We start from the raw sequence: 6,002 nt of genomic DNA on the forward strand, positions 1-6,002 counted from the left end.
TTTGGGATCCTTAGCAGCAATTCCAGAAGTATATTATGAAGCTGCTGAAGTAGATGGTGCAAGCAAATGGAAACAATTTACAAGCATTACTTTGCCATCCTTGGCTAAAACTGCTTATCCATTAATAATTTCAAGTTTTGCATTTAACTTTAATAATTTTGGTTCAGCTTATTTAATTACACAAGGAAACCCAGCTAGGTTAGATACCCAGTTTGCTGGATATACAGATATTTTAGCTTCTGTAAATTACAAGCTTTCAATTCAATTTGGTAGATATGATATAGCATCAGCCCTTAGTATAATTATATTTTTAATTATAGCAACCATTTCATTTATACAAATGAAAGCATCTGGCCAATTTGAGGAGGTTGATTAAAATGAATTTGAAAAAAGGAAATAAATATAAATACAAGAAAAAATTAAGATCTGATGAAATAAGAAATCTTTGGTTAGGTAGAATTTTTATTTGGATAATGATTGCAATAACCTTATTTCCAATTATAGCAGTTGTTTCAGCTTCTATGGCAAAGGGGGATGCTTTTACTCAAACAACATTTTTTCCGGCAGAATGGACTTTAGAGAATTATAAAAAGTTAATTGAAAAAACAGACTTTTTAACCTGGGTAAAAAATTCTCTTTTAATCTGTACAACAGTTGCATTAATTCAATTAGCCTTATCAGTTCCAGCAGCCTTTGCTTTTTCAAAATTAAGGTTCTGGGGACGAAAAAATGGTTTAATGAGCTTATTGATACTTCAAATGTTCCCAACAACAATGGCATTACCTGCAATAATAGGTGTTGTATATACTTATAATTTAAGTAATAGACCTTGGGTGTTAATATTAATCCTTGCAGGAGGAAGTGCATATAATATTTGGCTTTTAAAGGGATCTATTGATGGCATTCCAGATGAGTTAATTGAAGCTGCCTATATAGATGGAGCTTCAGTATTACAAACTTTTATAAAAATAATTTTACCTTTACTTAGAAATATGTTAATTGTTATTTTCTTATTCTCCTTTATAGGAGCATATAGTGAATTTATGTTCACATCAGCATTGCTAAAGAATGCAGATTTACAAACAATAACTACAGGTTTACAAAAGTTTATTAAAAATAATTTCTCTGCAAACTGGACTATGTATTCTGCAGCAGCTATATTAGCTACAGTGCCAATAGTAACTATATTCATGCTTTTCCAAAAATATATAGCAAGCGGCTTAGTTTCTGGTTCTGTTAAAGAATAATATATTGTAAAATTAAAAATTGGAAACGATGCCGAATAATTTGTCGAATTTTGGGGGTAGAATATGATAAACATAAGAGATATAGCTAAAATTGCAGGAGTTGGTGTTAGTACAGTTTCGAGAGTAATAAATAATCATCCAGATGTAAAAGAACAAACTAGGGAAAGAGTTTTAGAAATTATAAAAGAAAATAATTATATTCCTAATAATAGTGCAAGAAATTTGAAAAAAAATAACACAAAAAATATTGGTGTTTTAATTAAAGGGGTTTTTAATCCGTTCTTCTCTGAAATGTTAGATTTAATAAGCAAAAGAATTTCAAAAGCAGGATATTCTATGATATTAGAACATCATGATTATCTAAGCGATAATGAAATTAAAAACTTAATATCAATAGTAAAAGAAAAAAGATTACAAGGAGTAATTTGCTTAGGAGGAAACTTTGAAAATATAAAAAATGAAGATTTTGATGAGATAGAAGTACCTGTAGTTTTAACTTCTATAAATCATAAATATGGAAAGGAATTTTCAAAATTTTCTTCAGTAACAATTGATAATGTGTATTCTGCTTATTTGGCTACTGAGCATTTAATAAAATGCGGCTGTAGATCAATAGCTATAATGTTAGGGGATGAAAATGATTTAGGAATAGGTTCCCTAAGAGAAGAGGGATTTTTAAAGGCCTTAAAAGATTATAATATTAAATTTAATAATGAATTAAGATTATTAGGAAGATTTGATTATAGAGGAGCTTATAATGAATTAAAAAAATTATTAGATAAGAAAGAAGATATAGATGGAATATTTGCAATATCAGATATCATGGCTGTTGGTTGTGCAAAGGCTATAAAAGATAGCGGTTTAGATATTAGTAAAGATATTTCAATAGTTGGTTTTGATGGTATGGATATAAGTGAATTTTATAGCCCTACAATTACAACTATTAAGCAGCCAAAGCTTGAAATGGCTGAATTAAGCGTAGGATTATTATTAGAATTACTAGAAGGTAAAACAGAAAATAAACATATTATATTAGAAACTGAGTTAATTGAAAGAGAATCAACGAGTTGTAAAAAATAAAAGTTTTATGGAAAATGAGGTAGAATTTATGGAAAGAAGTAGCGGTATTTTAATGCATATTTCATCTCTGCCAAGTAAATATGGAATAGGAACCTTTGGGAAGGAAGCCTTTAAATTTGTTGACTTTTTAAAGAAAGCAGGACAAAGATATTGGCAGATACTTCCTTTAGGTCAAACTAGCTATGGGGATTCACCATATCAAAGTTTTTCTGCCTTTGCTGGAAATCCCTACTTTATTGACTTTGATATTTTAGAAGAAGAGGGTTTTTTAAGAAAAGAAGATTATGATGATTTAGACTATGGTTCTGATGAAAAGAGAGTTGACTATGCAAAGTTATTTATTAGTAGATATAAAGTTCTAAGAAAAGCCTTTGAAAACTCAAAAAATATAGATAGAAAAGAATTCGAGGACTTTAAATTAGAAAATAAGTTCTGGCTTGAAGATTATTCTCTATATATGGCAGTTAAAAATTATTTTAATCTTGTTAGCTGGCAGGAGTGGGATGATGATATAAGATTAAGGAAAAAATCAGCTTTAGAACATTACAAAAAAACTTTAAAAGAGGAAATAGAATACTGGAGTTTTATTCAATATTTATTTTTTAAGCAATGGAGAAAATTAAAGAAATATGCTAATGATAATGGAATTGAAATAATTGGTGATATCCCTATATATGTAGCAGAAGATAGTGCAGATGTATGGAGTAATCCTCAATATTTTAATCTAGATGAAAATTTAGTTCCTAAAACTGTAGCAGGAGTACCACCAGATGCCTTTACAGAAGATGGACAGCTATGGGGAAACCCAATATATAATTGGGATAATCTTGAGAAGGATGGATATTCTTGGTGGATTGATAGGATGAGGGAAAGCTTTAAATTATATGACGTTGTTAGAATAGACCACTTTAGAGGTTTTGAATCCTATTATGAAGTTCCATATGGAAATAAAACTGCAAAAATAGGTAAATGGAAGAAAGGCCCAGATGTAAAACTATTTAATGCAATTAAGAATGCCTTAGGAGAAGTAAAAATAATAGCTGAAGATCTAGGATATATGACAGAAGCTGTAATTAAAATGAGAGAGGCTACAGGTTTTCCAGGAATGAGAATATTGCAATTTGCCTTTGGTGATGGTGATAGTCAAGACCTTCCTCATAATTATCCTGAAAACTGTGTAGCTTATACAGGAACCCATGATAATGAGACAATAATGGGATGGTATAATTCAGTGGGAGAAAAAGAGAGAAAGAAAGCTATTAAGTATTTAAACTTAACCTATGATGAAGGAATTGCACAAGGAATGCTTAGAGGAATTTGGGGAAGCAAGGCATACTTAGCTATTGCAACAATGCAAGACCTTTTAAGTCTTGGTAAAGAAGCTAGAATGAATATTCCTTCAACCCTTGGAGGTAACTGGACTTGGAGAGCTTCTAGGAAAGATATAAATGATAAATTAGCCGAAAAATTATTTGAAATGACTAAGTTATATGGAAGACTTAATAAGTTCAAGTTTGAAAAAGAAATCCTAGTTGAAGAAAAGGATGAATTTAAAGAAGATAATATAGCAAAGTTAACGAAATAAATTATTTTTCATATTAAATCCCTTTTATTAAATAAAAAATCTCTGTTTTTATAGCAGAGATTTTTTTATAAATTATAATAATGAAAAATATTACATTATTTGAAATGAAAAACAACATATTATATAATTAATTTTAAAATAAATAGAAGCAATGATTTATTGAAATCTATGGGGAGGTATGAGAATGAAATATTTCAAGAAATTAGTAGGCAAGAATGTATATTTATCTCCAATCAATGTTGAAGATGCAGAAATATATACTAAATGGTTAAATGATTTTGATGTAACAGATGGCGTAGGAAATTCTACTATGATTTTATCTGTAGAATACGAAAGGGATTGGATTATAAAAAATTCTAATCAATATCAATTTGCCATAGTAAGATTAGATAATGATAAATTAATTGGAAATTGCAGTATTCATGCAATCAATCAAATAAGGCAATGTGCAGAAGTGGGATTATTTATAGGTGATGAAGAAAATCGCAATAAGGGTTATGGAGAAGAAGTTCTTAATTTATTATTGTATTATGGATTTAATTATTTAAATTTAAATAATATAATGCTTAGAGTATTTTCCTTTAATGAAAGAGCTATTAATTGCTATAAAAAAGTAGGTTTTAAGGAAATGGGAAGAAGAAGACAATCCTATTACTTAAGGGGGAATTATTATGACGAGGTTTATATGGACATATTACGAGAAGAGTATAATAAATAATGTGAATAGTATTTTTAAATTTCCAATGAATAATTGACGATTGTAAATTGAATTTAGGGGGGTAGAAATGAAACATTTAGGAACAGTAAAAATAGAAACAGATAGATTAATTTTACGTAGGTTTAGAGAAGATGATGCAGAGGCTGTATTCAAGAATTGGGCTAGTGATGAGGAAGTGACAAGGTTTTTAACCTGGCCTTCACATAAATCAATAGAAGTAACAGAAAAAGTATTATCAGAATGGATTAAGGGTTATTCAGAAAATAAATTTTATCAATGGGCAATTACTGTTAAAGAAGATGGGGATGAACCTATTGGCTCTATTAGTGTAGTTAGCATGAGGGAAGAAATAGAGATGCTTCATATTGGATATTGTATAGGTAGAAAATGGTGGCATCAAGGAATAACTTCAGAAGCCTTCAAAGGAATTATTAAATTTCTAATAGAAGAAGTAGGAGCTAAACGTATAGAATCCCGTCATGATCCTAATAATCCTAATTCAGGCAAGGTAATGTTAAAATGTGGCTTAAAGTATGAAGGGACCATGCGCAAAGCTGATATTAATAATCAAGGAATTTGTGATGCTGCTTTCTATGGACTTTTAGCAGAAGATTATTATACAAAAAAATAGAATAATTACTATCCTTATTAAAATAATTATATAATATTATAATTGTTTTAATAGAGAAATTCGTCTATAGGAGGAATATAATATGATTGAATTACTAAAATCAAGAAGAAGCATTAGAAGATATGAAGATAGGGAAATAGAAAAGGAAAAAATTGATGCTCTTTTAAAAGCTGCTCTTTTAGCTCCATCCTCAAGAAATAGAAGACCTTGGGAATTTATAGCTGTAACAGATAAGGAACTTCTTAAAAAGTTATCTGAAAGTAAAGAGCATGGCAGCAAATTTTTAGAAGGTGCAAAGTTAGGCATAGTAGTAATTGCAGATAAGGAGGTCTGTGATGTTTGGATTGAGGATGCATCAATAGCTGCAACTTTAATACAAGTTACAGCCCATTCATTAGGATTAGGCTCCTGCTGGATTCAAATGAGGGAAAGAATGCGTAATAAAGAAGAAAAAGCAGAAGATTATATAAGAAAGCTACTTAATATACCAGATAAATACGGGGTAGAATGTGTTATAAGTGTAGGTTATCCAGCAGAAGAAAAGAAAGCTTATGAAGAAAGTAATTTAGACTATAACAAGATTCATTATAATTATTACAGTAAGTAATAACATTAAAAAAATGGGGCTGTCGCACTAAATAATTAGTGTGAAGCTCCTTTTTGATGAAAAAAATAAATCCCAGACTTTAAAAGTCTAGGATTTATGGTAAAATATTTTTCATGACTATAAAAAAAATCTTA

At 29.4% G+C, this 6,002-nt stretch carries 7 protein-coding genes; all 7 read left to right on the forward strand.

The genetic code is table 11. From position 1 onward, the window contains the following. Window positions 1-376, forward strand: a 376-nt coding sequence (locus KQI16_RS00225; protein WP_216431429.1) for an ABC transporter permease subunit, incomplete at its 5' end; no start/stop codon positions are given. Window position 377: 1 nt separating this feature from the next. Then, the gene (locus KQI16_RS00230) at window positions 378-1,247 is read left to right on the forward strand and encodes a sugar ABC transporter permease (protein WP_216431430.1); all 870 of its coding nucleotides are present in this window, start codon (window positions 378-380) and stop codon (window positions 1,245-1,247) included. Between the two features lie 66 nt (window positions 1,248-1,313). Further along, entirely contained in the window at window positions 1,314-2,327 is a 1,014-nt protein-coding gene (locus tag KQI16_RS00235; RefSeq protein ID WP_216431434.1) for a LacI family DNA-binding transcriptional regulator, read from the forward strand. A gap of 28 nt (window positions 2,328-2,355) precedes the next feature. After that, on the forward strand, window positions 2,356-3,912 hold the full coding sequence (gene malQ, locus KQI16_RS00240) for a 4-alpha-glucanotransferase (protein ID WP_286172812.1): 1,557 nt from the start codon (window positions 2,356-2,358) through the stop codon (window positions 3,910-3,912). 184 nt (window positions 3,913-4,096) lie between these two features. Continuing rightward, window positions 4,097-4,630, forward strand: a complete 534-nt coding sequence (locus KQI16_RS00245) for a GNAT family N-acetyltransferase (RefSeq protein WP_216431431.1) — start codon at window positions 4,097-4,099, stop codon at window positions 4,628-4,630. A 67-nt stretch (window positions 4,631-4,697) separates the two neighbouring features. Further along, window positions 4,698-5,261: a GNAT family N-acetyltransferase gene (locus tag KQI16_RS00250; protein ID WP_119865956.1), complete on the forward strand. Its 564-nt coding sequence runs from the start codon at window positions 4,698-4,700 to the stop codon at window positions 5,259-5,261. Window positions 5,262-5,343: 82 nt separating this feature from the next. After that, entirely contained in the window at window positions 5,344-5,868 is a 525-nt protein-coding gene (locus KQI16_RS00255; RefSeq protein ID WP_216431432.1) for a nitroreductase family protein, read from the forward strand. Window positions 5,869-6,002: the final 134 nt, after the last annotated feature.

This window comes from Caproiciproducens sp. MSJ-32, assembly GCF_018918055.1.
Taxonomy (GTDB): Bacteria; Bacillota; Clostridia; order Clostridiales; family Clostridiaceae; genus Clostridium.